At 71.3% G+C, this 26,605-nt stretch carries 21 protein-coding genes and 1 pseudogene; 18 read left to right on the top strand and 4 right to left on the bottom strand.

The window, feature by feature from the left end:
* Positions 1–21: 21 nt before the first annotated feature.
* Positions 22–492 (bottom strand): GtrA family protein, encoded by a 471-nt coding sequence (locus ACWCRJ_RS24295; protein ID WP_450941251.1) that lies wholly within the window; start codon positions 490–492, stop codon positions 22–24.
* Between the two features lie 112 nt (positions 493–604).
* Between ACWCRJ_RS24295 and ACWCRJ_RS24290 the strand changes: the two genes are divergently transcribed.
* The gene (locus ACWCRJ_RS24290) at positions 605–1,603 is read left to right on the top strand and encodes a glycosyltransferase family 2 protein (RefSeq protein ID WP_450941250.1); all 999 of its coding nucleotides are present in this window, start codon (positions 605–607) and stop codon (positions 1,601–1,603) included.
* A gap of 3 nt (positions 1,604–1,606) precedes the next feature.
* Here ACWCRJ_RS24290 and ACWCRJ_RS24285 read toward each other — a convergent pair.
* Positions 1,607–1,723: pseudogene (locus ACWCRJ_RS24285) on the bottom strand (YciI family protein); the annotation flags it as partial.
* Positions 1,724–1,961: 238 nt separating this feature from the next.
* On the opposite strand from ACWCRJ_RS24285, the gene ACWCRJ_RS24280 reads away from it, so the two are divergent.
* From ACWCRJ_RS24280 to ACWCRJ_RS24200, 17 genes are all read left to right on the top strand, one after another.
* Positions 1,962–2,900 (top strand): beta-ketoacyl-ACP synthase III, encoded by a 939-nt coding sequence (locus tag ACWCRJ_RS24280; RefSeq protein WP_450941249.1) that lies wholly within the window; start codon positions 1,962–1,964, stop codon positions 2,898–2,900.
* A 201-nt stretch (positions 2,901–3,101) separates the two neighbouring features.
* Positions 3,102–3,776, top strand: a complete 675-nt coding sequence (locus ACWCRJ_RS24275) for a GntR family transcriptional regulator (protein ID WP_450941248.1) — start codon at positions 3,102–3,104, stop codon at positions 3,774–3,776.
* A 178-nt stretch (positions 3,777–3,954) separates the two neighbouring features.
* Positions 3,955–5,136 carry an ROK family protein gene (locus ACWCRJ_RS24270; RefSeq protein ID WP_450941247.1) on the top strand — a complete coding sequence of 394 codons (1,182 nt, stop codon included), beginning with the start codon at positions 3,955–3,957 and terminating at the stop codon, positions 5,134–5,136.
* Between the two features lie 133 nt (positions 5,137–5,269).
* Complete coding sequence (locus ACWCRJ_RS24265) at positions 5,270–6,853, top strand: sugar ABC transporter ATP-binding protein (protein WP_450941246.1); 1,584 nt, start codon at positions 5,270–5,272, stop codon at positions 6,851–6,853.
* Positions 6,850–7,866, top strand: coding sequence for an ABC transporter permease (locus ACWCRJ_RS24260; protein WP_450941245.1), 1,017 nt, complete (start codon positions 6,850–6,852; stop codon positions 7,864–7,866). Before ACWCRJ_RS24265 ends, ACWCRJ_RS24260 begins: the two co-directional genes overlap by 4 nt.
* 36 nt (positions 7,867–7,902) lie before the next feature.
* The gene (locus ACWCRJ_RS24255; protein ID WP_450941244.1) at positions 7,903–8,940 is read left to right on the top strand and encodes a substrate-binding domain-containing protein; all 1,038 of its coding nucleotides are present in this window, start codon (positions 7,903–7,905) and stop codon (positions 8,938–8,940) included.
* 109 nt (positions 8,941–9,049) lie between these two features.
* Positions 9,050–10,336 carry a Gfo/Idh/MocA family protein gene (locus ACWCRJ_RS24250; RefSeq protein WP_450941243.1) on the top strand — a complete coding sequence of 429 codons (1,287 nt, stop codon included), beginning with the start codon at positions 9,050–9,052 and terminating at the stop codon, positions 10,334–10,336.
* A gap of 12 nt (positions 10,337–10,348) precedes the next feature.
* On the top strand, positions 10,349–11,353 hold the full coding sequence (locus ACWCRJ_RS24245; protein WP_450941242.1) for a sugar phosphate isomerase/epimerase family protein: 1,005 nt from the start codon (positions 10,349–10,351) through the stop codon (positions 11,351–11,353).
* Between the two features lie 92 nt (positions 11,354–11,445).
* On the top strand, positions 11,446–13,944 hold the full coding sequence (locus tag ACWCRJ_RS24240) for a PQQ-dependent sugar dehydrogenase (RefSeq protein ID WP_450941241.1): 2,499 nt from the start codon (positions 11,446–11,448) through the stop codon (positions 13,942–13,944).
* An 8-nt stretch (positions 13,945–13,952) separates the two neighbouring features.
* Positions 13,953–15,350, top strand: coding sequence for a ThuA domain-containing protein (locus ACWCRJ_RS24235; RefSeq protein WP_450941240.1), 1,398 nt, complete (start codon positions 13,953–13,955; stop codon positions 15,348–15,350).
* A gap of 126 nt (positions 15,351–15,476) precedes the next feature.
* A complete protein-coding gene (locus ACWCRJ_RS24230) occupies positions 15,477–16,697 on the top strand; it encodes an inositol-3-phosphate synthase (protein WP_450941239.1) in 1,221 nt (406 codons plus the stop codon).
* Entirely contained in the window at positions 16,694–17,596 is a 903-nt protein-coding gene (locus ACWCRJ_RS24225; RefSeq protein WP_450941238.1) for a sugar phosphate isomerase/epimerase family protein, read from the top strand. The genes ACWCRJ_RS24230 and ACWCRJ_RS24225 overlap by 4 nt, the downstream gene beginning before the upstream one ends.
* Complete coding sequence (locus tag ACWCRJ_RS24220) at positions 17,593–18,303, top strand: EboA domain-containing protein (protein ID WP_450941237.1); 711 nt, start codon at positions 17,593–17,595, stop codon at positions 18,301–18,303. The genes ACWCRJ_RS24225 and ACWCRJ_RS24220 overlap by 4 nt, the downstream gene beginning before the upstream one ends.
* Positions 18,303–19,151, top strand: a complete 849-nt coding sequence (locus ACWCRJ_RS24215) for a TatD family hydrolase (RefSeq protein WP_450941236.1) — start codon at positions 18,303–18,305, stop codon at positions 19,149–19,151. Before ACWCRJ_RS24220 ends, ACWCRJ_RS24215 begins: the two co-directional genes overlap by 1 nt.
* A 3-nt stretch (positions 19,152–19,154) precedes the next feature.
* On the top strand, positions 19,155–20,324 hold the full coding sequence (gene eboE, locus ACWCRJ_RS24210) for a metabolite traffic protein EboE (RefSeq protein WP_450941235.1): 1,170 nt from the start codon (positions 19,155–19,157) through the stop codon (positions 20,322–20,324).
* The gene (locus ACWCRJ_RS24205) at positions 20,321–21,754 is read left to right on the top strand and encodes an alkaline phosphatase family protein (protein ID WP_450941234.1); all 1,434 of its coding nucleotides are present in this window, start codon (positions 20,321–20,323) and stop codon (positions 21,752–21,754) included. Before eboE ends, ACWCRJ_RS24205 begins: the two co-directional genes overlap by 4 nt.
* Positions 21,755–21,834: 80 nt before the next feature.
* Positions 21,835–22,884 (top strand): sugar phosphate isomerase/epimerase family protein, encoded by a 1,050-nt coding sequence (locus ACWCRJ_RS24200; RefSeq protein ID WP_450941233.1) that lies wholly within the window; start codon positions 21,835–21,837, stop codon positions 22,882–22,884.
* A 77-nt stretch (positions 22,885–22,961) separates the two neighbouring features.
* Here the strand turns inward: ACWCRJ_RS24200 and ACWCRJ_RS24195 are convergent, their stop codons facing one another.
* Both ACWCRJ_RS24195 and ACWCRJ_RS24190 read right to left on the bottom strand, forming a co-directional pair.
* Positions 22,962–24,350 (bottom strand): OFA family MFS transporter, encoded by a 1,389-nt coding sequence (locus ACWCRJ_RS24195; RefSeq protein ID WP_450941232.1) that lies wholly within the window; start codon positions 24,348–24,350, stop codon positions 22,962–22,964.
* 108 nt (positions 24,351–24,458) lie between these two features.
* Positions 24,459–26,603, bottom strand: coding sequence for an acetate--CoA ligase family protein (locus ACWCRJ_RS24190; RefSeq protein ID WP_450941231.1), 2,145 nt, complete (start codon positions 26,601–26,603; stop codon positions 24,459–24,461).
* Positions 26,604–26,605 lie beyond the last annotated feature (2 nt).

Here is a 26,605-nt window from a genome sequence, read left to right as displayed (position 1 = left end):
CGGATCGGAACGCGGCACGGATCAGGGTGCGACGAAGACGTAGCGTCGGTAGGTGAAGAAGCGGAACAGGGTGGCGAGGGCCCAGCCGAAGACGCGGGCCGCGTTGTCGCTGCCCATCGACTCCAGCCCGAGCAGATGCCGTGAGGCGAAGACCGTGCCCGCGGTGATGGCGACACCGACCACGTTCACGAAGAGGAACAGGGCCAGTTCCTGCGTCATGTTCGCGCGATGCCGGTGGCGGTAGGTCCAGTAGCGGTTCCCCGCCCAGCTGAAGAGCGCCGCGGCGGCCGTCGCCAGGACGGAGGCCCGCACGGGGGCGGCCCCCATCACCCCGCCCTCCGTGCCGCCGGGAAGGCCGAACACCAGCAGGTTGTAGCCGCCGTTGTCCACCACGAAGGCCAGCGCCCCGACGGCCCCGAACTTGGCGGCCTCGCGCCAGACGCCCCGGATGGCGTCACGCACACGCAGCACCGTGGATACGAGGACCAGCACACGGCGAGAGTAACGACCCGGCGCGTCCCGACCGTTCGGACGCGCCCATAACGCATTATTTCCTATCATCATCCGAAATTCTGTCGTCATCCGACGCCGGATCAGGTAGGGAGTGGCCGTGCAACCGACGATCGCGTGTGTCGTGCCGTGTCACAACGAGGAGGCCGCCGTCGGCAAGGTGGTGCGCGACCTGCGGATGGCGCTCCCCGAGGCGGACATCTACGTGTACGACAACGCCTCGACCGACCGCACGGTGCAGGTCGCCCGTGAGGCGGGTGCGATCGTCCGCGAGGAACCGCGCAAGGGAAAGGGCAACGTCATCCGGCGGGCCTTCGCCGACGTCGACGCCGACGCCCTCCTCCTCATCGACGGTGACGACACCTACGACGCGTCCCGGGCGCGCGACCTGGTCAACCTGCTCTTCGAAGGGCCGTACGACCAGGTGGTCGGCGCCCGCCGCGAGACGGTCAGCGCCGCCTACCGGGTGGGACACGCGACCGGCAACAGGCTGCTCACCGGAGCGGTGCGGTCCCTGTTCGGCAACGACGTGACCGACATGCTGAGCGGCTACCGCGTTTTCTCACGCCGCTTCGTCAAGTCCTTCCCGGCGCTGGCCCGCCAGTTCGAGACCGAGACCGAGATGACCATCCACGCCCTCCACCTCCGGCTCCCCACGGCCGAGGTGGAGGTGGACTACCGGGTCAGGCCCGCCGGGAGCGAGAGCAAGCTGCGCACCTTCCGGGACGGCTGGCGCATCCTGCGGGTCATCCTCGATCTCGCCCGGCGCGAGCGGCCCTCGCTCGTCCACACCGTGGTCGCGGGAGTCCTGGCCTTCGTCTCGGTCGTGCTCGGCATCCCCGTCATCGCCGACTTCATCCGCACGGGCACCGTGCCGCGCATCCCCACGGCGATCCTCGCCGCCGCGATCATGACGATCGCGGTGCTCATCCTGCTCGTCGGGTACATCCTGGAGTCCCTGATGCACATGCGTCAGGAACACTCCCGCCTCGTGCACCTCGCCTACGCGGCGCCGGGCCGGCCACCGCGCTACACCGGCCACCGGCCCGGCACCGGTCCCGTCCCCGCCAGGAACATCTCGGGCCGACGTTAGCCCGATCAGCACCGCCGTCCCGGCCCGCGTGCCGCCGTCGTCGTCCCGTCCGGACGGTACGTCGACGTCGGCGGCCCGCCCCGAACCCAGGCCGAGCACCAGGTACCGGTCGCCGCCGGTCGGGCGGAGGTCGCACACCCGGAAGCGGAGGGCGCCGGTGCCGTCCGCCGGCTTTTGGACGTCACCTGGGACGAAGGTCACCGCGGCAGACTCGCCACGCGGCCGGGACTCATCACGGCTCTGACGGAAGCCCACAACTCGGGCCGCGCTTTACTGTCGCCTCAGCCGCCCTCATACCCGTGAGTCACTGATCAGACTGGTGGATCCCGCTGACCACAGGCTACGAGGGGAACCACTCATGAACGGCTCGCGCATCGTCGCCGTCGGCCACTACCAGCCCGCCAAGGTGCTCACCAACAAGGACCTGGCGGGTCTGGTCGAGACAAGTGACGAGTGGATCACGAGCCGGGTGGGCATTCGCACACGGCACATCGCAGGACCCGACGAACCGGTCGACGAGCTGGCCGGCCATGCCGCCGCCAAGGCGCTGGCCTCGGCCGGTCTCGGCCCGGAGGCCATCGACCTGGTCGTGGTCGCCACCTCCACCGCCATCGACCGCTCCCCGAACATGGCGGCCCGGGTCGCGAACCGGCTCTCCATCCCGAACCCGGCCGCCATGGACGTCAACGTCGTCTGTGCCGGGTTCACCCACGCCCTGGCCACCGCCGACCACGCGGTGCGCGCGGGGGCCGCCACCCGGGCGCTCGTCATCGGCGCCGACAAGATGTCCGAGGTCACGGACTGGGCCGACCGCACGACCTGCGTCCTCGTCGGGGACGGGGCGGGCGCGGCCGTCGTCGAGGCCTCCGAGGAACCCGGCATCGGGCCGGTGCTGTGGGGATCGGTGCCCGAGATGGGCAACGCCGTGCGGATCGAGGGCACCCCGCCGCGCTTCGCGCAGGAGGGCCAGAGCGTCTACCGCTGGGCCACCACCAAGCTGCCGCCCATCGCCCGCGCGGCGTGCGAGAAGGCCGGACTCACGCCCGCCGATCTCGCCGCGGTCGTCCTGCACCAGGCCAACCTGCGCATCATCGAGCCGCTCGCCGCGAAGATCGGCGCGGTCAACGCCGTGGTCGCGCGGGACGTCGTCGAGTCCGGCAACACCTCGGCCGCGAGCATCCCCCTCGCCTTCTCCAAGCTCGTCGAACGCGGCGAGATCTCCAGCGGCGACCCCGTCCTGCTGTTCGGCTTCGGCGGCAACCTGTCGTACGCCGGACAGGTGGTCCGCTGCCCGTGAGCCGCTGAGCAGGGCGTTCGTGGTGCCGCTCTGGGCGGTGTGACGAGGCATACTCGTCGGTCCTCTGGCCATCACGGGTCGTAGACTGTAGACGAAAGACAATCCATACTGGCTGTTGACTCGGACTTTCCAGTTCTTTCCAGTACGGGCCGTTGACTTTCCGTGTGCAGTACACCCAGTGGTGCTCTGGAGGGGGACCCGATGTTGTCGACAGGACTTCCGCAAGGAGCGGTGCCCAAGCTCGAACGCCCCGGCCCGCTGCGCGACCGCGTCTACGAGGCCCTGCTCGAACTCATCACCACGCGCGCGCTGCGCCCCGGCCAGCACCTCGTCGAGAGCGAACTCGCCGGGCACCTCGGGGTGTCCCGGCAGCCCGTGCGCGAGGCCCTGCAGCGCCTCAACACCGAGGGCTGGGTCGACCTCCGGCCCGCGCAGGGCGCCTTCGTCCACGAGCCGACGGAGGCGGAGGCGGACCAGCTGCTGACGGTCCGTACCCTGCTGGAGGCCGAGGCCGCCCGCCTCGCCGCGGCGAACGCCGGCACGGCGGGCATCACGGCCCTGGAGGAACTCTGCGCGCAGGGCGAGGGGGCCGTCGGCGTCGACGACGTGGACGCGGCCGTCGCCCTGAACGCCCGCTTCCACGCCAAGGTCATGGAGCTGGCCGGCAACACGGTCCTCGCCGAACTCGCCGCCCAGGTCGACCGCCGGGTCCGCTGGTACTACACCCCGGTCGCCCGGCAGCGCGGCAACCAGTCCTGGATCGAACACCGCGAACTGATCGCCGCCATCGCCGCCCGCGACGAGGCCCGCGCGACGCAGGTCATGCGGGCGCACACGGAGCACACGCGCAAGACGTACCACGAGCGGGAGAAGTAGAGCGGGGTTCGAGCCGTCGCTCCCGCCCTCTTCCTTGCCCCCTCCTTTGTCCACTCAGTGGAGAAAGTCTGCGCCAATTGATGCGCGACTTCTTCCCAGGCCCGGCAGCCGCTGCTACGTTCCCCTCGAAAGCCAAGCACGGCGGTGCCGATGAGGCGGGGAGGGGCTCGTGAGACGTATGACGGCTCGACCTGCCAACGCGCACCAGGCCAAGCTGCTGCGGCTGTTGCGGGACGGTGGGCCCAACTCCCGGGCGCAGCTCGGTGACCGGGTCGATCTCTCGCGGTCGAAGCTGGCCGTGGAGGTGGACCGGCTGCTGGAGACGGGGCTCGTCGTGGCGGACGGACTCGCCGCCTCGCGCGGTGGGCGCCGCTCGCACAACATCCGGCTCGCCCCCCAACTCCGTTTCCTCGGCGTCGACATCGGCGCCACCTCGATCGATGTGGCCGTCACCAACGCCGAGTTGGAGATCCTCGGCCACATCAACCAGCCCATGGACGTACGGGACGGCCCGGTCGCCGTCTTCGAACAGGTGCTGTCCATGGCCGCCAAGCTGCGCGCCTCCGGGCTCGCGGAGGGGTTCGACGGCGCCGGTATCGGCGTCCCCGGACCGGTCCGTTTCCCCGAGGGCGTCCCCGTCGCCCCGCCGATCATGCCGGGCTGGGACGGGTTCCCGGTGCGCGAGGCGCTCAGCCAGGAACTCGGCTGCCCCGTCATGGTCGACAACGACGTGAACCTGATGGCGATGGGGGAGCAGCACGCGGGCGTCGCCCGTTCCGTGGGCGACTTCCTGTGCGTCAAGATCGGCACCGGCATAGGCTGCGGCATCGTCGTCGGAGGCGAGGTCCACCGCGGGACGACGGGCAGCGCCGGAGACATCGGGCACATCCTCGCCGTACCGGACGGCCGCCCCTGCGCCTGCGGCAACCGGGGCTGCCTGGAGGCCCACTTCAGCGGCGCCGCCCTCGCCCGGGACGCCAACGACGCCGCCCAGCAGGGACTTTCGGCGGAACTCGCCTCCCGGCTGGAGATCAACGGCCCTCTGACCGCCGTCGACGTGGCCGCCGCGGCCGCCGCCGGCGACGCCACCGCGCTCGACCTCATACGCGAGGGCGGCAACCGCACCGGCCAGGTCATCGCCGGACTCGTCAGCTTCTTCAACCCCGGCCTGGTCGTGATCGGCGGCGGGGTGACCGGCCTCGGCCACACCCTGCTCGCCGCCATCCGCACCCAGGTCTACCGCCAGTCACTTCCCCTCGCCACCAACAACCTGCCCATCGTGCTGGGGGAACTCGGACCCACCGCCGGAGTCATCGGCGCGGCCCGCCTCATCAGCGACCACCTGTTCTCACCCGCGTAGGCCGTTTCCCGCCACAAGGCCTCACCGGTCGGCGCCCCGCTCCGCCCCGCGTCGCCCCGCCCTGCCCTGAACACGCCTGCCCTCGCACGCGCAACGCCCTGCAACCGGCCCGCACGCCCGCCAAGGGGAACTCATGGCACCAGAATTACCGCTGCTCACCATGTCCGGCATCACCAAGTCGTTCCCCGGAGTCCGGGCCCTGGACGGCGTGGACCTCGACGTCCAGGCCGGAGAGGTCCACTGTCTGCTCGGCCAGAACGGCGCCGGGAAGTCCACGCTGATCAAGGTCCTGGCCGGCGCCCACCAGCCCGACGAAGGCACCATCACCTGGCGGGGCGAGCCCGTCACCCTGAAGTCCCCGATCGCCGCCATGCGCCTCGGCATCGCCACCATCTACCAGGAACTCGACCTGGTCGAGGGCCTGTCGGTGGCCGAGAACGTCCACCTCGGCCATGAACCCACGGCCGCCGGCTTCGTCGTACGAGGGAAAGCGGCGCGTACGTCGACAGCCGCCCTGCTCAAGCGACTTGGGCACCCGGAGGTCGATCCGGCGCGGCTCGTGGGTGAGCTGTCGGCGGCCCAGCAGCAGATCGTCTCCATGGCGCGGGCGCTCTCCCACGACGTACGGCTGATCGTGATGGACGAGCCGTCGGCCGCGCTCGATCCGGACGAGGTCGACAACCTGTTCAGGATCGTGGGGGCCCTGACCGCCGCCGGGGTGGCCGTCGTCTACATATCGCACCGCCTGGAGGAGATCCGGCGGATCGGCGACCGGGTGACCGTACTGAAGGACGGGCGGGCCGTTGCCGGCGGGCTGCCCGCGAAGTCCACGCCGACACGCGAGGTCGTGGCACTGATGACGGGACGGAACGTCGAGTACGTCTTCCCCGACCGGCCCGTCGCGCCGCCCACCTCCGGCACACCCGTGCTGGAGGTGCGGGGGCTGGCGCGCGCCGGTGAGTTCGAGCCCCTCGACCTGGAGGTACGGCCCGGCGAGATCGTGGGCCTCGCCGGACTCGTCGGCTCGGGGCGGTCGGAGATCCTGGAGACGATCTACGGCGCCCGGAAGCCGACGGCGGGTCGGGTGAGCGTCGACGGGCGGCCGTTGAGGCCCGGCAGCGTACGCGCCGCCGTACGGGCCGGGCTCGGGCTCGCCCCCGAGGAGCGCAAGGCGCAGGGGCTGCTGATGCTGGAGTCCGTCACCAGGAACGTCTCCGTGTCGTCGATGGGCCGCTTCGCGCGCGTCGGCTGGATCGACCGGAGCGCCGAGCACCGCGCCGCGCGGGCCGCGACCCGCGAGCTGTCCCTGCGCCCCGACAACCCCGACGTACCGGTCCGCACGCTCTCCGGCGGCAACCAACAGAAGGCCGTCCTCGCCCGCTGGCTGCTGCGTGGCTGCCGGGTCCTGCTGCTCGACGAGCCCACCCGGGGCGTCGACGTGGGCGCCCGTGCCGAGCTGTACGCGGTGGTGCGCCGGCTCGCCGACGAAGGGCTCGCCGTGCTGCTGGTCTCCAGCGAGGTGCCCGAAGTCCTCGGCCTCGCCGACCGGGTGCTCGTCCTGCGCGAGGGCCGGGTCGTGCACACGGCGCCCGCCCGTGAGCTGGACGAACACCGCGTCCTCGACCTCGTGATGGAAGGAAGCCCGGTGGACAGTGTGGCAAGTCCGGCGGCCGGTGCGGGAAGTCCCGTGACCGGCGAAGGGAGCCCGGCGTCATGACCCAGCCCGTGTCCCCGCCCCGGGGGGCGGACAAAGTGACACCTGTCGACGCGCCGCCCGCCTGGCGGGCCCGCGTGTTCCGCGCCGACGTCCGCACCCTCTCGCTTCTCGGTGTCCTCGCCGCGCTGATCCTCATCGGCGGCTTCACCAGACCCGACGAGTTCCTCGACACCCGCAATCTCCAACTCGTCCTCACCCAGGCCTCGGTGATCGGTGTCGTCACCGTCGGCATGACCTTCGTCATCACCTCCGGCGGCATCGACCTGTCCGTCGGGGCGATCGTCGCCCTGGCGTCCGTGTGGGCGACGACCGTGGCCACCCAGGAGTACGGGTTCGCCGGCATCCTCTTCACGGCGATGATCGTCGGCGTCGGCTGCGGACTGGTGAACGGGCTGCTCGTCGCCTACGGAAGGGTGGTCCCCTTCATCGCCACCCTCGCCATGCTCGCCTCGGCCCGCGGGCTCGCCCTGCAGATCACCGACGGCAGCACCCAGGTCGTCACCGTCGACTCCGTCCTGGACCTCGGCGAGCGCGACGCGTACGTCCTCGGCATCCCGCCACTCGTCCTGGTCTTCGCGGTCGCAACGACCATCGGCTGGTTTGTGCTGAACCGCACCACCTTCGGCCGGCGCACGGTCGCCGTCGGCGGCAACGCGGAGGCGGCCCGGCTCGCGGGCATCGACGTCCGCCGCCAGCGGCTCTACATGTACCTGCTCTCCGGGCTGTGCTGCGGCATCGCCGCGTTCCTGCTGATCGTGCTGTCCGGCTCGGGCCAGAACACCAACGGCAACCTCTACGAACTCGACGCCATCGCCGCCGTGATCATCGGCGGAACCCTGCTCAGCGGGGGACGGGGCACCATCACCGGCTCCGTCCTAGGCGTCCTGATCTTCACCACGATCACCAACATCTTCGCGCTCAACAACCTGCAGAGCGACGTCCAGCAGATCGCCAAGGGCGCGATCATCGTCGCCGCGGTCCTGGTCCAACGACGTACGGCAAGCACGACCTGAGACACCGAAGAGCCGACACGGGAAAGGTCCACCGCCATGCCAGAGATCACCAGCCGCAGAAGACTGCTCTTCGGAACCGCCGCCGTCTCGGCCGGCGCCCTCCTCGTCGGTTGCACCAGCAACGAGCCTGACAGCGACCCGGCCGCCGACAAACAGCCGGCCGCCGACGACAAGCCCGGCAAGGCGGTCACCATCGGCTTCGCCGGACCGCAGGCCGACCACGGCTGGCTCAACGCGATCAACCAGAACGCCAAGAGCCGCGCCGAGCGGTACGAGGACGTCACGCTGGAGATCACCGAGGGCTCCAACGACACCGCCCAGCAGATCGGGCAGATCGAGACCCTCATCAACAAGAAGGTCGACGTCCTGGTGGTGCTGCCCGCCGACGGCAAGGCGCTCACCCAGGTCGGTCTCAAGGCGATGCGGGCCGGCATCCCCGTCGTCAACCTCGACCGGATCTTCAACTCCCCGCAGGCGTACCGCTGCTGGATCGGCGGCGACAACTACGGCATGGGGCTCAACGCCGGGCACTACATCGGCGAGCAGCTCAAGGACAAGGGTGACGCCCGGGTCATCGAGCTGGCCGGGCTCGACAACCTGGAGCTGACCAAGCAGCGCACCAAGGGCTTCGACGACGCGCTGAAGAACTATCCGAACATCAAGAAGGTGGCACGCCAGGCCGCCGAGTTCACGGTCGAGTCGGGCCAGGCCAAGATGGCCCAGCTCCTCCAGGCCCAGTCCGACTTCGACGCCCTGTGGAACCACGACGACGACCAGGGCGTGGGTGCCCTGCGCGCCATCGAGCAGGCCGGGCGCGACGACTTCCTCATGGTCGGCGGCGCGGGCGCGCTCTCCGCGTTCCAGGCGATCAAGAAGGACGACGGGGTGCTGAAGGCCACCGTCCTCTACCCGCCGACCATGGCCGCCTCCGCGATCGACCTCGCCCGCGCCCTCGGCCAGGGCAAGGGCGTCGGCGGCCTCGCCGAGTTCGAGATCCCGTCCTCGCTGACCCTGTACTCGGCCGTCGTGGACAAGGCCAACGTCGACCAGTACATGTCCACGGGCTTCAAGTGACCGGACCCGCCGACGGGGCCCGACCGCCGACGGGACCCGAACCCCCGGCCCCCGCACTCGCGGTCAGGCCCCACCCCCACCGCGCCGCCACCACGAGGAGGACACACGCATGGGACAGCCGCAGCAGCCCGACCAGGCCGAGGCGGAGGAGTCAGGAAGGCCCCGGCCCGGGGGAGGGGCCTGGCCCGCCGGGCACGCCGGGGGGCTCGGCACGCCACCGCTGCGCGTCGGCATGGTCGGCTACGCCTTCATGGGTGCCGCCCACTCCCAGGGCTGGCGCACGGCGGGCCGGGTCTTCGAGCTGCCGCTCAGCCCCGTGCTGGCCGCCGTGTGCGGGCGGGACGCCGACGCGGTGCGGACCATGGCGGACCGGCACGGGTGGGCCTCGACGGAGACCGACTGGCGGGAGCTGATCGCCCGGGACGACATCGACCTGGTCGACATCTGCACCCCCGGCGACAGCCACGCCGAGATCGCCCTCGCCGCTCTCGCCGCGGGCAAGCACGTGCTCTGCGAGAAACCCCTCGCCAACACGGTCGCGGAGGCCGAGGAGATGGCTGCGGCGGCCGAAGAGGCTCACGCGCGCGGCCAGTTGGCCATGATCGGCTTCAACTACCGCCGCGTACCCGCCACCGCGCTCGCCCGCCGTATGGTCGCCGAGGGCCGGCTGGGAGCCCTGCGGCACGTGCGGGTGACGTACCTCCAGGACTGGCTCGTCGACCCGGAGTTCCCCCTGACCTGGCGTCTGCGCAAGGAGTCGGCCGGCTCCGGGGCGCTCGGCGACCTCGGCGCCCATATCGTCGACCTCGCGCAGTACATGGCCGGCGAGCCGGTGGTCGGCGTGTCCGCGCTGATGGAGACCTTCGTCCGCGAACGCCCCCTGCCCGCGGGCGCCTCCGAGGGTCTCGCGTCCACCGGCGGCACCGCGGGCCGGGGCGCGGTCACCGTCGACGACACGGCGCTGTTCACCGGCCGCTTCGCCTCCGGCGCCGTCGCCTCCTTCGAGGTCACCCGCTTCGCCACCGGCCGCAAGAACGCCCTGCGCATCGAACTCAACGGCGAGCGCGGCTCGTTGGCCTTCGACCTGGAACGCCTCAACGAACTCGCCTACCACGACCACACCGAACCCGCCGCCCACGCCGGGTTCCGCCGCATCCTCGTCACCGAGCCGGACCACCCCTACCTGGACGCCTGGTGGCCGCCGGGCCACGGCCTCGGCTACGAGCACACCTTCGTCCACCAGGCCCGTGACCTGGTCCACGCCGTCGCGGCGGGCCACCGGCCCGAGCCGTCCTTCGCCGACGGCCTCCAGGTGCAGCGTGTGCTCGCGGCGGTCGAGGAGAGCGCCGAGAAGAACTGCGTCTACACCCCGACCCACACCCCCACCACGGTCTGAGGAGACCCGGACATGCCGCGCGACTTCACGCTCTTCACCGGCCAGTGGGCCGACCTGCCCCTCGAAGAGGTCTGCCGCCTCGCCCGTGACTTCGGCTACGAGGGTCTCGAACTCGCCTGCTGGGGCGACCACTTCGAGGTCGACAAGGCCCTCGCCGACCCGTCCTACCTGGACTCCCGGCACCAACTCCTGGAGAAGTACGGACTGAAGTGCTGGGCCGTCTCCAACCACCTCGTGGGCCAGGCCGTGTGCGACGCCATCATCGACGAGCGCCACCGCGCCATCCTGCCCGCCCGCATCTGGGGTGACGGGGAGCCCGAGGGCGTGCGCCGGCGGGCCGCCGCCGAGATGGCCGACACCGCGCGGGCGGCGGCCGCCTTCGGCGTCGACACCGTCATCGGTTTCACCGGCTCCGCCATCTGGCACCTGGTCGCCATGTTCCCGCCCGCCCCCGAGTCGATGATCGAGCGCGGCTACGACGACTTCGCGACGCGCTGGAACCCGATCCTCGACGTCTTCGACGCCGAGGGCGTGCGGTTCGCCCACGAGGTCCACCCCAGCGAGATCGCCTACGACTACTGGACGACCCAGCGCGCCCTCGAAGCCGTCGACCGCCGCCCGGCGTTCGGCCTGAACTTCGACCCCTCGCACTTCGTGTGGCAGGACCTCGACCCGGTCGGCTTCCTGTGGGACTTCCGCGACCGGATCTACCACGTGGACTGCAAGGAGGCCCGCAAGCGCCTCGACGGCCGCAACGGCCGCCTCGGCTCGCACCTGCCCTGGGGCGACCCCCGGCGCGGCTGGGACTTCGTCTCGGCCGGCCACGGCGACGTCCCCTGGGAGGACGTCTTCCGGATGCTGCGCTCGATCGACTACCGGGGGCCGATCTCCGTCGAATGGGAGGACGCCGGCATGGACCGGCTCCAGGGCGCCCCCGAGGCCCTGACCCGCCTCAAGGCGTTCGACTTCGAACCGCCGTCGGCCGCCTTCGACGCGGCGTTCGGCGGCAACGAGTAGCGCTTTCCCGTCTTCCGGGGTGACGGCGCACCCCGGCGTACCGCACACACCCGTACACCTCCGTACGACCAGCCCCACTCTGGAGGCATTTCGTGCACCCGTACGACGACAACAGACACCCCACCAGCGCCACCAGCATCTTCAGACGCCGCGGACTGCGCGGACCGATCGCCCTGCTGAGCGGACTGCTGCTCGCGGGCGCCTCGCTCTCGCTCACCGCACCCCCGGCGGGCGCGACCGGTGCCGAACCGAAGGCCACCGCGGCCGAGGACTTTCAGCAGGTCACCCTCGCCAAGGGCGAACCGGAGGTCGGCGAGCCCATGTCACTGGCCGTCCTCCCCGACCGCTCGGTCCTGCACACATCGCGCGACGGCGAACTGCGGCTGACCGACGCGGCGGGCAACACCAGCCTCGCCGGCAAGCTCGACGTGTACAGCCACGACGAGGAGGGCCTCCAGGGCATAGGCGTCGACCCGGACTTCGCCGACAACCGCTTCATCTACCTGTACTACGCGCCCCCGTCGAACACCCCGGCCGGTGACGCCCCCGAGACCGGTACGGCCGCCGACTTCGCGCCCTTCGACGGCGTCAACCGGCTCTCCCGCTTCGTCCTGAAGACCGACGGCACGCTCGACAGGGCCAGCGAGAAGAAGGTCCTCGACGTCCCCGCCTCCCGGGGCATCTGCTGTCATGTCGGCGGCGACATCGACTTCGACGCGGCGGGCAACCTGTATCTGTCGACGGGCGACGACAGCAACCCGTTCCAGTCCGACGGCTTCACCCCCATCGACGAACGCGCCAACCGCAACCCCGCCTTCGACGCCCAGCGCACCTCCGGCAACACCAACGACCTGCGCGGCAAGATCCTGCGCATCAAGGTCGGCGCCGACGGCTCCTACACCGTCCCCGACGGCAACCTCTTCGCCCCGGGCACGGACAAGACCCGCCCCGAGATCTACGCGATGGGCTTCCGCAACCCCTTCCGCTTCAGCGTCGACAAGAAGACCGGCGTCCTCTACGTCGGCGAGTACGGCCCCGACGCGGGCACCGCCAGCCCCTCGCGCGGCCCGGCCGGACAGGTCGAGTTCGCCCGTGTGACCAAGCCGGGCAACTTCGGCTGGCCGTACTGCACCGGCAAGAACGACGCCTACGTCGACTACGACTTCGCCACCGGCACCTCGGGCGCGGCCTTCGACTGCGCGGCCCCGAAGAACACCTCGCCGAACAACACCGGCCTCACCGACCTGCCCCCGGCCGAGCCCGCCTGGATCCCCTACAACGGGCCCAGCGTCCCCGAGTTCGGCGACGGCTCCGAGTCACCCATGGGCGGCCCGGTCTACCACTACGACGCCTCGCTCGACTCCCCGGTGAAGTTCCCCGAGGCCTACGACGGCGACTTCTTCGCCGGTGAGTTCGGCCGCCGCTGGATCAAGCGCGTCACCAGCGACGGCGACGGCACCGTGCGGTCCATCAGCGACGTGCCCTGGACCGGCACCCAGATCATGGACATGGCCTTCGGCCCGGACGGCGCGCTGTACGTCCTCGACTACGGCATCTCCTGGTTCGGTGGTGACGAGCACTCCGCCCTCTACCGCATCGAGAACGCCACAGACGGCCACTCCCCGGTCGCCGTCGCGTCGGCCGACCGCACCTCGGGCCAGGCGCGACTGCGGGTCCGCTTCTCCTCCGAGGGCACCAGCGACCAGGACGGCGACGCCCTGACCTACAGCTGGGACTTCGGCGACGGCGGCACCTCCACGGCCGCCAACCCCCGGTACACCTACCGGACGAACGGCACCTACACCGCGACCGTGACCGCCAGGGACAGCACCGGCCGCACCGGCAGCGCGAGCGTACGGATCGTGGTCGGCAACACCGCGCCCGAGGTCGAACTGCGACTCCCGGAGGACGGGCAGCTGTTCACGTTCGGTGACGCCGTGCCGTTCAGGGTGAAGGTGAGCGACAAGGAGGACGGCACGCCCATCGACTGCGCCAAGGTCAAGGTCACCTTCGTCCTCGGCCACGACAGCCACGGCCACCCGGTGACCTCCGCCAACGGCTGCACCGGCACCATCCAGACCAGCGCCGACGGCGGCCACGACGAGAACGCCAACATCTTCGGGGTGTTCGACGCCGAGTACACCGACGGCGGAGGCGGCGGCCAGGCCCCGCTGACCACCCACGACCGGCACGTCGTCCAGCCCACCCACCGTCAGGCCGAGCACTACGGCGACTCCTCGGGCATCGCGGTCCAGTCGAAGGACACGGCCCACGGCGGAAAGACCGTCGGGAACATCGACGACGGGGACTGGATCTCCTTCGAGCCGTACGTCCTGTCCGACGCCAAGAAGATCACCGCGCGTGTCTCCTCCGGGGGCGCCGGCGGCACGCTGGAGGTCCGCGCCGGCTCGCCGGCCGGCCGTCTCCTCGGCAGCGCCACCGTGCCGGTGACCGGCGGCTGGGACACCTTCCAGAACGTCACCGCCGACCTGGCCAAGGGCCCGCGCGGCAGCACCACGCTCTACCTGGTCTTCAAGGGCAGCGGCGGCGGACTGTTCGACGTCGACGACTTCACCTTCACGAAGCGGTGAGGGGCGCCATGCAGTTCGCCACGCAGCGGAACGGACGATTGCTGACCGCGTTGACAGGCGCCGCCCTGCTGATCGGAGGCGTGTCGGGACCGGCCGTGTCCGATGAGGCGGGCCGCTCCGGGGGCCACGAGGACGAACGCCGGGTGCTGGTCTTCTCCAAGACCGCAGGCTTCCGGCACGACTCGATCCCCGAGGGCGTCACGGCCGTACGGGAACTGGGCGCGGCCCACGGCTTCGCGGTCGACGCCACGGAGGACGCGGGCGCCTTCACCGCCCGCAACCTCCGTCGCTACGACGCCGTGGTGTTCCTCTCGACCACCGGTGACGTCCTCGACCCGGCCCAACAGCGCGCGTTCGAGCGGTACATCAAGCGAGGAGGCGCCTACGTGGGCGTCCACGCGGCTGCCGACACCGAGTACGACTGGGCCTTCTACGGCGGACTCGCGGGCGCGTACTTCCAGTCGCACCCCGCGATCCAGCCCGCCACGGTCGACGTCGAGGACCACGCCCACCCGGCCACCGCCGGGCTGGGCGCGACCTGGAACCGCACGGACGAGTGGTACAACTACCGCTCCAACCCCCGTGACCGGGCCCATGTCCTCGCCTCGCTCGACGAGTCGTCGTACAGCGGGGGCACCATGAACGGCGACCACCCCATCGCCTGGTGCCAGGACTACCAGGGCGGCCGAGCCTTCTACACCGGCGGCGGCCACACCAAGGCGTCCTTCGCCGAACCCGCCTTCCGCCGGCACCTGCTCGGCGGCATCCGGTGGGCGATCGGCGAGTCCCAGGCCGACTGCCGCCCGGAGAACGGCTACCGGCCGCTGCTGGACGGAACCTCTCTGGACGGCTGGCGGCAGGCGGGTCCGGGCTCGTTCACCCTGGCCGACGACGGCACGATCACGTCGTCCGGCGGGATGGGCATGCTCTGGTACGCCGACCGGAGCTTCGGGTCGTACTCCCTGAAGCTCGACTGGCGGATGTCCGGCGCCTCCGGCGACGACAACTCCGGGGTGTTCGTGGGCTTCCCGCCCTCGGACGACCCCTGGTCGGCCGTGAACAACGGCTACGAGATCCAGATCGACGCCACCGACGTGCCCGAGAGGACCACCGGGTCCGTGTACGGCTTCCGGTCCGCCGACCTCAGGAAGCGCGACCGCGCCCTGAATCCGCCGGGGGAGTGGAACACGTACGAGATCCGCGTCGAGGGCGAGCGCCTGCGCGTCTGGCTCAACGGCGTGAAGATCAACGATTTCACCAACACCGATCCGGTACGGAGCCTGCGCGAAGGGCACGTCGGCATCCAGAACCACGGGGCCGGGGACCAGGTGTCCTTCCGTGACGTCCGGATCAAGGAACTGCCCGCACGGGCCGCCGACAGGGCGGACCCGCCGCCGGGCGACTGAGCGACGGCGGGCGGGGGACGCCGGACCTCCGCCCGCCGTCCTGCCCCTTCTCCCTTTTTCTGATCCCTCTTCCCCCACGGAGGGTTCCCGGCCCTTCCCACCGCTGGCCCGACGAGGAGGCTGCCCATGTCCGCGTCCGTGTCCGTCACCCCACCGAGCGTCGGCGTCTGGCTGATCGGAGCACGGGGTTCCGTCGCCACCACCGTCGTCGCGGGCTGCGCGGCCGTCACGGCGGGCCTGCACGCCCCGTCGGGCATGGTCACCGAGACCCCCCTCTTCGCCGGGACGCGCCTTCCGCCCCTGTCCGCCCTCGTCTTCGGCGGCCACGACACGGTCGACTGCCCCCTGCCCAAACGGGCCGAGGCCCTCGCGGCCGGGGGCGTCCTGCCGCACGGCCTTCCGGCGGCCGTCGCAGCCGAACTGGCCGCCGCCGACCGGGAGATCAGGCCGGGCGGCCCCCTCCCGGGCGACACCAGGACCCCCGACGAGCTGATCTCCTCCCACGCCGCCGACATCCAGGACTTCGTACGACGCCGGAACCTGACCCGAGCCGTGGTGGTGAACGTCGCCTCCACGGAACCCGCGCCCACCGGCGCCGCCCTTCCTCCCAGCTCTCTCTACGCGGCGGCCGCCCTCCGCGCGGGCTGCCCCTACGTCAACTTCACCCCCTCGACCGGTCTCCACCACCCGGTACTCGCCCCGCTCGCCGTCTCCGCCGGCCTCCCGTCCGCGGGCCGCGACGGCAAGACCGGCCAGACCCTGCTCCGGTCCGTCCTCGGCCCGATGTTCGCCCAGCGGGCCCTGGCCGTCCGGGCCTGGTCCGGCACCAACCTCCTCGGCGGGGGCGACGGCGCCGCCCTCGCCGACCCGGCCGCCGCCGCTGCCAAGAACGCCGGCAAGGAACGCGTCCTGACCGACAGCCTGGGCGCCACCCCCGAGGGCGAGACCCATATCGACGACGTCCCAGCCCTCGGCGACTGGAAGACCGCCTGGGACCACATCGCCTTCGACGGTTTCCTCGGTACCCGGATGGTCCTCCAGACCACCTGGCAGGGCTGCGACTCCGCCCTCGCCGCCCCTCTGGTCCTGGACCTCGCCCGCCTCCTGGCCGGGGCCCACGCGGCGGGCCTCACCGGGCCCCTGGCCGAGCTGGGCTTCTACTTCAAGGACCCGGTGGGGGACGGTCCGACGGCCCTGGGGGAGCAGTACGCGGCGCTGGCGGGGTTCGCAGAGCGGCTGCGACCGGGGGCGAGGTCCAGGACGCGGCCCCGGCACGACCCGGAAGCCGACCCGGAAGCCGGGCCGGAACCGGGGCGTGCGGCCGAACCGCGAGAGGAGACGCGATGAGCCACCACGACACCCCCCTCTCCTTCGGCTACGGCACCAACGGCCTCGCCGACCTCCGACTGGACGACGCCCTCGCCCTCCTCGCCGACCTCGGCTACGACGGCGTCGGTCTGACGCTCGACCACATGCACCTCGACCCACTCGCCCCCGACCTCGCCGTCCGCACCCGGCGCCTCGCCCACCGGCTGGACGCCCTCGGCCTGACCGTCACCGTGGAGACGGGCGCCCGCTATGTCCTCGACCCGCGCCGCAAACACGGCCCCACGCTGCTGGACGCCGACCCCGACGACCGTGCCCGCCGTGCCGACCTGCTGATCCGCGCCGTGCGGGTCGCCACCGACCTCGGCGCCCATGCCGTGCACTGCTTCAGCTCAGTCGCCCCGCACGGCACGGACGAGGACACAGCCTGGAAACGTCTGCCAGACGCGCTCGCCCCCGTCCTCGACGCCGCCACCGCCGCCGGCGTCCCCCTCGCGATCGAACCCGAACCCGGTCATCTCCTCGCCACGCTCGCCGACTTCCACCGCCTGCGCGAAGCCCTCGACAGCCCCGCCGCCCTGGGCCTCACCCTCGACATCGGCCACTGCCAGTGCCTCGAACCCCTGTCCCCCGCCGAATGCGTCCGCGCCGCCGCGCCCTGGCTCCGCCACGTCCAGATCGAGGACATGCGACGCGGCGTCCACGAGCACCTCCCCCTCGGCGAGGGCGAGATCGACTTCCCGCCCGTCCTCGCGGCGCTGGCCGCCGTCGGCTATCGAGCCCTGACCGTCGTCGAACTGCCCCGCCACTCCCACGCCGGCCCGCACTTCGCCGAGCAGTCCCTCGCGTTCCTCGAACGGTCCCTCGGCCGCCGCCACAGCGCGACCGGCCGCACCACCCTTCCCGGGAGCACCCCGTGATCCACCACCACACCCCGGCCGGACCGACAACCCACCCGGCGCACACCGCTCCCGCCGACCTGCGCCGCCACCTCGACGCCCACCTCACCGAGGCAGCCCGCACCTGGCTGGCACGGGCGCTCGACGAGGCCGCCGACCATCCGGGCACCCATGGCCCCCTCGCCGTCTGGGAGCTGCGCCTCGCCGAGGCCGGCCGGCGCTGCGGCACCGAACACGCCGACGGCGTCCGCGTCCTGATCCTGCACGCGGCCCGCGCCGACGCCGACGCCCTCACCCGGGTCTACGACCAGGGCACCGCCGACGAACGCAGAGCGGTGCTCCACGCGCTGCCCCACCTCGTGCCCGGCCCCGAGGCGCTGCACCTCGTCGAGGACGCCCTGCGGACCAACGACACCCGTCTCGTCGCCGCCGCACTCGGCCCGTACGCCGCCCGCCGTCTGGCCCCGCACCACTGGCGGCACGCCGTGCTCAAGTGCCTGTTCACCGGAGTGCGCGTCGACGAGATCACCGACCTGGCCCGCCGCGCCCACGGAGACAGCGAACTCGCCCGCATGCTCGGCGCCTTCGCCGAGGAACGCGACCGCGCGGGCCGTCCCGCCCCCGGGGACCTGCACCGCGTCCTGGCCCTGACCGCGCCCCCACCGGCCGACGAGCACGACCTCGACAGCGCCCACGGCATCCACGGCACTCACGGCAAGGAGTCCTGATGCGCATCTTCGACCCCCACATCCACATGACGTCACGCACCACCGACGACTACGAGGCGATGCACGAGGCGGGCGTGCGCGCGGTCGTCGAGCCGGCCTTCTGGCTGGGCCAGCCCCGCACCTCGGCCGCCTCCTTCGTCGACTACTTCGACTCCCTGCTGGGCTGGGAGCCCTTCCGTGCCGCGCAGTACGGCATCGCCCACCACTGCGCCCTCGCCCTCAACCCCAAGGAGGCGAACGACCCCCGGTGCACGCCGGTGCTGGACCGGCTGCCCCGCTATCTGCTCAAGGACCGGGTCGTCGCCGTCGGAGAGATCGGCTACGACTCCATGACCCCGGCCGAGGACCACGCGCTCGAACACCAGCTGCAACTGGCCGCCGACCACGGCCTGCCCGCCCTCGTCCACACCCCGCACCGGGACAAGCTCGCCGGTCTGCGCCGCACCCTGGACGCCGTACGGGCCTCCGCCCTGCCCGTCGAGCGGGTGCTGCTCGACCACCTCAACGAGACCACCGTCAAGGAGGCCAGGGACAGCGGCGCCTGGCTCGGTTTCTCCGTCTACCCGGACACCAAGATGGACGAGGAACGCATGGTCGCCGTGCTCAAGGAGTTCGGCCCGGAGAGGGTCCTGGTCAACTCGGCCGCCGACTGGGGCAGAAGCGACCCTCTCAAGACCCGCAAGGTCGCGGACGCCCTGCTCGCCGCCGGGTTCGACGAGGACGACGCCGACCTCGTGCTGTGGCGCAACCCCGTCGCCTTCTACGGGCTCAGCGGGCGCCTCGCCCTCGACGTCACCGGCACGGACCCCACGCACGAGGGCAACAGCATCCTGCGCGGCGGTGAGTGACCCGTGCGCTTCCGCCACCCCGACGGCTCCACCGTCCACCTCGCCTACTGCACCAACGTGCACCCGGCCGAGACCCTCGACGGTGTCCTCGCCCAGCTGCGCGACCACTGCGAGCCCGTACGCCGCCGCCTCGGCCGCGACCGTCTCGGCATCGGCCTGTGGCTGGCCAGGGACGCCGCCACGGCCCTGGTGACCGACCCGTCCGCCCTGCGCGGCCTGCGCGCCGAACTCGACCGGCGCGGCCTGGAGGTCGTCACCCTCAACGGCTTCCCCTACGAGGGCTTCGGCGCCGAAGAGGTCAAGTACCGCGTCTACCGGCCCGACTGGGCCGACCCCGAGCGCCTCGACCACACCACCTCCCTCGCCCGCGTCCTCGCCCGGCTGCTCCCCGACGACGTGACCGAGGGCACCATCTCCACCCTCCCCCTCGCCTGGCGCACCGCCTACGACGACACCCGCGCCGCCCGCGCCCACGCCGCCCTGCGTACCCTCGCCGAACGCCTCGACGCCGTGGCCGAACTGACCGGCCGCTCCATCCGCGTCGGCCTGGAACCCGAACCCGGCTGCACCGTGGAGACGACCGCCGACGCCATCGGCCCGCTGACCGCCCTCGGCCACGACCGCATCGGCGTCTGCGTCGACACCTGCCACCTCGCCACCTCCTTCGAAGACCCGCACACCGCCCTGGACGCGCTCACCCGAGCCCGCGTCCCCGTCGTCAAATCCCAGCTCTCCGCCGCCCTGCACGCCGAACACCCGCACCTCCCCGAGGTCCGCGAAGCCCTCGCCGCCTTCGACGAGCCCCGCTTCCTGCACCAGACCCGCACCCTCCCCGCCGCCGGCCTGCGCGGCACCGACGACCTCGGCGAAGCACTCACGGGCGACGTGCTGCCCGACGCCTCCCCCTGGCGCTCCCACTTCCACGTCCCGCTCCACGCGGCCCCCGCCGCCCCCCTCACCTCCACGCTTCCGGTCCTCAAGACCGCCCTCGCCCACCTCGTCGGCGGCCCCCACCCCCTCACCCGCCATCTGGAGGTCGAGACCTACACCTGGCAGGCCCTGCCACCGGAGCTGCGCCCCGGCACCCGAGCCCAGCTCGCCGACGGCATCGCCGCCGAACTCGCCCTCGCCCGAGACCTGTTGACCGACCTCGGCCTCAAGGAGCTGCCATGAGCCGGGACGACACCGCCCCGCACCCCGGACGCGCGTCCGCGCCCGCGTCCGGCCCCATCCCTCTCCTCGTCCTGGACGTCGTCGGCCTCACCCCCCGTCTCCTCGACCACATGCCCCACCTCAAGGCCCTCGGGCAGTCCGGCTCCCGTGCCCCGCTCGGCACCGTGCTGCCCGCCGTCACCTGCGCCGCCCAGTCCACCTTCCTGACCGGCACGCTCCCCGCCGAGCACGGCATCGTCGGCAACGGCTGGTACTTCCGCGAACTCGGCGACGTCCTGCTGTGGCGCCAGCACAACGGCCTCGTCGCCGGCGACAGAGTCTGGGACGCCGCCCGGCGCGTCCACCCCGGCTACACGGTCGCCAACATCTGCTGGTGGTACGCCATGGGCGCCGACACCGACTTCACCGTCACCCCCCGTCCGATCTACTACTCCGACGGCCGCAAGGAACCCGACTGCTACACCCGGCCCCCGGCCCTGCACGACGAACTCACCGACAAGCTCGGCACGTTCCCCCTGTTCCACTTCTGGGGACCGGGCGCCGACCTCGTCTCCAGCCGCTGGATCATCGACGCGACCCGCCACATCCTCCGCACCCGCCGCCCCGACCTGGCCCTGTGCTACCTCCCCCACCTCGACTACGACCTGCAGCGCCACGGCCCCGACGACCCGCGCTCCCTGAAGGCGGCCGCCGACCTCGACCGGGCCGTGGCACCCCTGCTCGACGACGCCCGCGCGCAGGGCCGAACCGTCGTCGCGCTCTCCGAGTACGGCATCACCCGCGCCGACCGTCCCGTCGACATCAACCGCGCCCTGCGCCGCGCCGGCCTCCTGGACGTGCACACCCAGGACGGCATGGAGTACCTCGACCCCATGGCCTCACGGGCCTTCGCGGTCGCCGACCACCAGATCGCCCATGTCTACGTACGCCGCCCCGAGGATCTGGACGCCACCAGGGAGGCCCTCGCGGACCCGCCCGGCATCGATCAACTCCTCGACGACGAGGGCAAGAAGGCCCACCACCTCGATCATCCGCGCTCCGGCGAACTCGTCGCCGTCGCGGAGCCGGACGCCTGGTTCACGTACTACTACTGGCTCGACGACGACCGTGCGCCCGACTTCGCACGCACCGTCGAGATCCATCGCAAACCCGGCTACGACCCGGTCGAGCTGTTCATGGACCCGCTCGACCCGTATGTGAAGCTCAAGGCGGCCTCGGCACTGGCCCGCAAGAAACTGGGCCTGCGCTACCGCATGGCGGTCGTGCCGCTGGATCCCTCGCCTATTCGCGGCAGCCACGGCCGCCTGCCCACGAGCGACGACGACGGTCCACTCATCATCTGCTCCACCCCCCGAGCCGTCGGCGACCGTATGGCGGCCACCGATGTGAAAGCACTCCTGCTGCGCCTGGCCGGTCTCTCCGACCGGTGACAAGCACCCCCATGTCCGAACTGGTCACAAGTGAAGCACTCACCACTGACAACGCCCGCCCACCCAGAGGAGTTCCAGGCATGAGCCGCACCGACAAGACGGATCCCGAACTCACCCACCGCCTCAGCAGACGAGGCATGCTCGGCGTCGCCGCGGGCGCCACCGTCGCCGCCCTGCTGGGCGCGGCCGCCCCCGCCCAGGCCGCCGCCGGCACCGAGGCGGCCGCCGCGGGCAAGGGCCGGGGCCGCCCCGTCCTCCCGCCCGGCCGTCTCGGCATCCAGCTCTACAGCCTGCGCGACAAGGTCTCCACCCTCGGCTTCGCCCCCGTCTTCGCGGAGCTGGAGAAGTACGGCTACGACGAGATCGAGTTCGCCGGCTACACCCAGGGCTCGGCGGGCGCCATCACCCTCAAACAGCTGAAGCGGCTGGCCCGCGACCACGGCCTGAACCCGATCGGCAGCCACGTCGGCTACTACGCGAGCGACCCGAACGCGTACACCTTCGCCCAGAACCTCACCAAGGTCCTCGACGACGCCCAAGCCCTCGGCCTGAAGCACATCGGCACCGCCGCCGGCCCCTTCCGCTACGGCACGACCGTCGACGCGATGAAGCGTGCAGCCCACGAGTTCAACACCTACGGCGCGGCCGCCAGGGCGCGTGGCATGAAGTTCTACCAGCACAACCACTCCGAGGAGTTCTCCTTCGCCACCGACGACCCCAAGGTCCGCCTCTACGACGTCCTGCTCCGCGAGACCGACCCCGACCTCGTCTTCCTGGAGATGGACATCTTCTGGGCGTACGTGGCCCAGTTCCGATTCTCCAAGCGGCCCGACGGCACCGCCGCGCCCTTCGAGCCGCTCGACTACGTCGTGCGCCGCCCGGACCGCTACCCGCTGTTCCACGTCAAGGACGGCGAGAGCGACCCGTCGAACCCGTACGGCTACCGCATGACGGACGTCGGCGACGGCGACATCGACTACCAGAAGTTCATCTCGGCCGTCAACGATCTGAAGGGTTCCCGACGCGCCCACCACTGGCAGGCCGAGCACGACAACCCCGCCGAGTCCTTCACCTTCGCCCGCCGCTCCAGCGAGCACCTGCACTCGCTGCGGGAGAAGAGCGGCGAGTAGAGGTCGAGAACGAGGACGCAACGCCGACGCCCGGCTGGGAGAACCCAGCCGGGCGTCGGCGGAAACATCGTGCGGCTCTAGTCCGTGTCCCGGCTGATCGGCATCGGGTTGGCCGTCAGGCTTTTCGCCTTCGGTCGGCCCGGTGGGGTCAGGAAGAGGGCGATGAACGCGGCGAACAGTGAGATCGAGCCCGCCAGGGTGAATGCCCCGTTGTGGCCCCAGTTGTCCACCACGACCTTTCCCATACCGGCGCCGAGCAGGCCGGACACCAGCTTGGAGCTGTAGACCAGCCCGTAGTTGGACGCGTTGTTGTTCTCGCCGAAGTAGTCCGCCGTCATCGCCGCGAACATCGGGAAGATGGCGCCCCCTCCGAACCCGGAGATGCTGGAGAAGAGCAGGAACAGCGGCAGGTTCTCGAGGTCGGCCGACCACAGGATTCCGTACTGCGAAAGGCCGAGGACGATACAGACGAAGATCAGGCAGCGCTTGCGTCCGTAACGGTCCGACAGCCAGCCGATCACACCCCGGCCGGTGCCGTTGACGATGGCCTTCATCGACATGGCCGTCGCGACGATGCCGCCGGCGAAGCCGGCCTCCTCGCCTATGTCGACCTGGAAGGCGATGCCGAAGATGTTCACGCCCGAGGTGCACAGCAGGCAGAACCACATCAACGCGACGCGCCCGGTCCGCCAGGCCTCCCCGGGGGTGTACTGCCGCACGGCCGGCGGGTTCATCGCCAGTGCGCGACGGGCCCGCGGGTCGTCCGGCGGCCGCAGCGGGTCGACCTCGGCAGGCCACCAGTTCTTCGGCGGGTCGCGGAAGAAGTAGCCGGCCACGGCCACCGTCGTGGCCAGGAAAAGGCCGACCGAGACGAGGACCCAGCGGAAGTTCGTCAGGTCCATGTAGTTGGTGAAGAGGAAGACGAACGGCACGGAACCGTAGGCGAACCCGCCGTTGACGAAGCCGGTCTTGCCTCCCTTGCGCTCCGGGTACCACTTGCCGACCATGTTCACGCAGGTCGCGTACACCATGCCCGCACCCATACCGCTGAACATGCCGAACCCGACGTACGCGACGATCACATGCGGCGCGAAGGCGAGGGACAGATATCCGAGCAGCGTGCCGAGTGCGCCGAGCATCATCGCCCAGCGGGCGGGCAGTTTTCCGCTCTCCCTGAGCTTTCCGGCGGGGAAGGCCACGGCTGCCTGGAAGAACACCCAGACACCGAGCATCCAGAAGATGTGCCCGTCGTTCCAGCTGTGTGCGATGTGCAGTGTGTCCTCGGCCGATGCGAACGCGTACTCGGCAGAGCTGATGCCCATCATGCCGATCCACGGCAGGATGACCATCCACTTGCGCCTACGGCCCATGATGTCGATATCGGTCTCACCGAGCCGATACACACGGCCGTTCCGGTCCGTCACCTCCCTGTAGGGGACGGGTGTCGAGATGTCGGTGGTAGTCATGACGGATTGCACCCCTTGTGTCGAAAGAGCTGGCCAGCGCCCCCTGTCCCATTCCTTTCGTGCTTTCGGGGTCGGGGGCGGTCCCAGGCCGCCCCCTCCTCGATCACCTCATCGCCCGCCCCCCAACAACCCCGCGGCCCGCGCCCACCGATACTTCGCGCCGAGGACGGCCACCGGCTTCTCGGTCGTGTACGGGTACGCCACGACCCCGTGCTCGAAGAGGTACTGGCACGCCTCCTCGACCTCGACGTCGCCCGCGAGCGACGCGACGACCGGCTTCTCGACGCCCCGTTCGCGGAACTCGGCCACCACGCGCGCGGTCAGCTCGGCGAACACCATGGGCGGGGTGACGATCGTGTGCCAGTAGCCGAGGACGAGCGCGTGGATGCGCGGGTCCTCCAGGCCCAGCCTGATCGTCGCCTCGTACGTCGACGGAGGCTCGCCGCCGGTGATGTCGACCGGGTTGCCGGCGGCCCCGAAGGGCGGGATGAACGCGCGGAAGGACGCGTCCAGGTCCGGCGGGATCTCCATCAGGGTCAGCCCGTTGTCGGTGACCGCGTCGGACAGCAGTACGCCGCTGCCCCCGGCGCCCGTGATGATCACGACGTTGTCACCCTGCGGAGCGGGCAGCACCGGCAACGCGCGCGCGTACTCCAGCATCTCGTTCAGACCCGGCGCCCTGATGACACCGGCCTGTTTCAGGATGTCCTCGTACACGGCGTCGTCGCCCGCCAGCGCGCCCGTGTGCGAGCCCGCCGCCTTCGCCCCGGCCGCCGTGCGCCCCGCCTTGAGGACCACGACCGGCTTCTTCGGGACGGTCGCCCGCGCCGCCTCCACGAAGGCCCGCCCGTCCTTCAGGTCCTCCAGGTGCATCGCGATGCACTCGGTGCGGGGGTCCTCGCCGAACCAGGTCAGCAGGTCGTCCTCGTCCAGGTCCGACTTGTTGCCGAGCCCGACGATCGCCGACACACCCGTCTTCGTGGTCCGCGCGAAGCCCAGGATGGCCATCCCGATGCCACCGGACTGCGAGGTCAGGGCCACCCCGCCCTTGACGTCGTAGGGCGTGCAGAACGTGGCGCAGAGGTCCTGCCACGTCGAGTAGTAGCCGTAGATGTTCGGCCCGAGCAGCCGGACGCCGTGGCGTTCGGCGATCGCCACGATCTCGTCCTGGAGTTCGTGCTCGCCGGTCTCCGCGAAGCCCGACGGGATCAGTACGGCGTTGGGGATGCCCTTGCGGCCCACCTCCTCCAGCGCGGCGGCCACGAACTTGGCGGGGATCGCGAAGACCGCCACATCCACCTCACCGGGAACGTCCGTGACACTCTTGTACGCCTTGCGGCCCAGAATGTCATCGGCCCTGGGGTTCACCGGGTGGATCTCGCCGGAGAAGCCGCCGTCGACGAGGTTGCGCATCACCGAGTTGCCGATCTTGCCCTGCTCGTTGGAGGCCCCGATCACGGCCACCGCCGAGGGCTGCATCAGCCGGCGCATCGACGTGAGGATCTCCTCGCGCGAGTACCGGCGCCGCGGCTTGGGCACCGACTCCGCGAGGATCACCCGGATGTCCGCCGCGACCGCGCCCTGCGGGGTCGCGATCACCGGGTTGAGGTCCACCTCGGCGATCTCCGGGAAGTCCGCGACGAGTTCGGAGACGCGGCGGATCTGCTCGGCGATCGCCCACCGGTCCACGGCGGGCGCCCCTCGCACCCCGCGCAGGATCTCCGCCGCTCGGATCGAGTCCAGCATGGACAGCGCCTCGTCCGCGTCGACCGGCGCGAGCCGGAACGTCACGTCCTTGAGGACCTCCACCAGCACCCCGCCGAGCCCGAACGCGACCACCTTCCCGAACGTCGGGTCCGTCACCGCGCCGACGATGACCTCCTGCCCCTTCGGCAGCAGCTCCTGCACCTGGACGCCCTCGATACGGGCGTCCGGCGCGTACGCGCGCGCGTTGTCGACGATCCGGTGGAACGCGGCCTTCACGTCCGCCGCGCCCTCCACCCCGACGATCACACCGCCCGCGTCGGTCTTGTGGAGGATGTCCGGCGAGACGATCTTCATCACCACCGGCCCGCCGAAGCGCGCCGCGTACGACACGGCCTCCTCGACGTCCCGCGCCAGCTCCTCGCCGGGTACGGCGATCCCGTACGCGTCGGCGATCACCTTGCCCTCGGGAGCGGTCAGCGCGCTCCGGCCCTCGGCCCGTACGGCGTCGAGGAGGCCACGCACCCTCAGCACCCGGTCTTCGGCCATCA

This window comes from Streptomyces sp. NPDC002324 (assembly GCF_053593335.1).
This window is presented reverse-complemented; position numbering and strand designations above follow the sequence as displayed.

What these genes read in the sequence shown, in the direction of transcription:
- ACWCRJ_RS24230 (WP_450941239.1), top strand. Translation starts at nt 15,477, where the DNA reads ATGTCCGCGTCCGTGTCCGTCACCCCACCGAGCGTCGGCGTCTGGCTG.
- ACWCRJ_RS24270 (WP_450941247.1), top strand. Translation starts at nt 3,955, where the DNA reads ATGACGGCTCGACCTGCCAACGCGCACCAGGCCAAGCTGCTGCGGCTG.
- ACWCRJ_RS24205 (WP_450941234.1), top strand. Translation starts at nt 20,321, where the DNA reads ATGAGCCGGGACGACACCGCCCCGCACCCCGGACGCGCGTCCGCGCCC.
- ACWCRJ_RS24260 (WP_450941245.1), top strand. Translation starts at nt 6,850, where the DNA reads ATGACCCAGCCCGTGTCCCCGCCCCGGGGGGCGGACAAAGTGACACCT.
- ACWCRJ_RS24195 (WP_450941232.1), bottom strand. Translation starts at nt 24,350, where the DNA reads ATGACTACCACCGACATCTCGACACCCGTCCCCTACAGGGAGGTGACG.
- ACWCRJ_RS24250 (WP_450941243.1), top strand. Translation starts at nt 9,050, where the DNA reads ATGGGACAGCCGCAGCAGCCCGACCAGGCCGAGGCGGAGGAGTCAGGA.
- ACWCRJ_RS24190 (WP_450941231.1), bottom strand. Translation starts at nt 26,603, where the DNA reads ATGGCCGAAGACCGGGTGCTGAGGGTGCGTGGCCTCCTCGACGCCGTA.
- ACWCRJ_RS24245 (WP_450941242.1), top strand. Translation starts at nt 10,349, where the DNA reads ATGCCGCGCGACTTCACGCTCTTCACCGGCCAGTGGGCCGACCTGCCC.
- ACWCRJ_RS24215 (WP_450941236.1), top strand. Translation starts at nt 18,303, where the DNA reads ATGCGCATCTTCGACCCCCACATCCACATGACGTCACGCACCACCGAC.
- ACWCRJ_RS24225 (WP_450941238.1), top strand. Translation starts at nt 16,694, where the DNA reads ATGAGCCACCACGACACCCCCCTCTCCTTCGGCTACGGCACCAACGGC.
- ACWCRJ_RS24235 (WP_450941240.1), top strand. Translation starts at nt 13,953, where the DNA reads ATGCAGTTCGCCACGCAGCGGAACGGACGATTGCTGACCGCGTTGACA.
- ACWCRJ_RS24200 (WP_450941233.1), top strand. Translation starts at nt 21,835, where the DNA reads ATGAGCCGCACCGACAAGACGGATCCCGAACTCACCCACCGCCTCAGC.
- ACWCRJ_RS24275 (WP_450941248.1), top strand. Translation starts at nt 3,102, where the DNA reads ATGTTGTCGACAGGACTTCCGCAAGGAGCGGTGCCCAAGCTCGAACGC.
- ACWCRJ_RS24265 (WP_450941246.1), top strand. Translation starts at nt 5,270, where the DNA reads ATGGCACCAGAATTACCGCTGCTCACCATGTCCGGCATCACCAAGTCG.
- ACWCRJ_RS24280 (WP_450941249.1), top strand. Translation starts at nt 1,962, where the DNA reads ATGAACGGCTCGCGCATCGTCGCCGTCGGCCACTACCAGCCCGCCAAG.
- ACWCRJ_RS24255 (WP_450941244.1), top strand. Translation starts at nt 7,903, where the DNA reads ATGCCAGAGATCACCAGCCGCAGAAGACTGCTCTTCGGAACCGCCGCC.